The organism is Streptomyces sp. AC627_RSS907 (assembly GCF_019049165.1).
The window spans coordinates 1-586 of record NZ_JAGMUE010000428.1 but is presented as its reverse complement, the minus strand read 5'-3'; the positions used below and the strand labels follow the sequence as shown (position 1 = coordinate 586).

Below are 586 nucleotides of genomic sequence, written 5' to 3'. Positions count from 1 at the left end.
TCGTGACCCTGCATCCCCCGGCCGCCCTCGCCGAGCTGACCCTCGCCGCGGCGCTGGAGACTGCCTACCACGAACACCGGACCTCCTACGCGATCGTCACCGCGTTCGGGTCGCTGACTTACCAGGACCTCGCCGAGAGAGCCCACGCGGTCGCCGCCGGTTTACGTGCCGCGGGTGACGCCCCGGCCGGGGCGACCCCGATCGTGGCCGTGGTCCTCGAACGCTCGCCCGCGTTCGTCGCCACCGTGCTGGGCGTGGCCGCCGCCGGGGCCGCGTACCTACCGCTCGACCCCGACGCACCGGACTCCTTCCTGCGGCAGGTGTTCGCCGAAGCCCGGCCGACGCTGGTCGTCACCACCGCCGACCGGGCCGGCCGGCTGCGGGAGCGGACCGACGCGCCCGTGTGGGCGTACGAGGACCTGATCGCCCAGGAGCACGCGGCTCCCGTCGCGGATGCGGCGGTGGACCCCGCCGGGCCGGCGTACGTCATCTACACCTCCGGCTCGACCGGCACGCCGAAGGGAGTGCTGGTTCCCCACACGGCACTGCTGAACTCCACGGCGGCGCGCGTCGACGTGTTCGGCGC

At 74.4% G+C, this 586-nt stretch carries 1 protein-coding gene; it reads left to right on the top strand.

The window, feature by feature from the left end; all coding sequences use genetic code 11:
* Positions 1-586 (top strand): AMP-binding protein (locus KUM32_RS36270; RefSeq protein WP_217146153.1); only part of this gene is annotated, 586 nt, incomplete at both ends.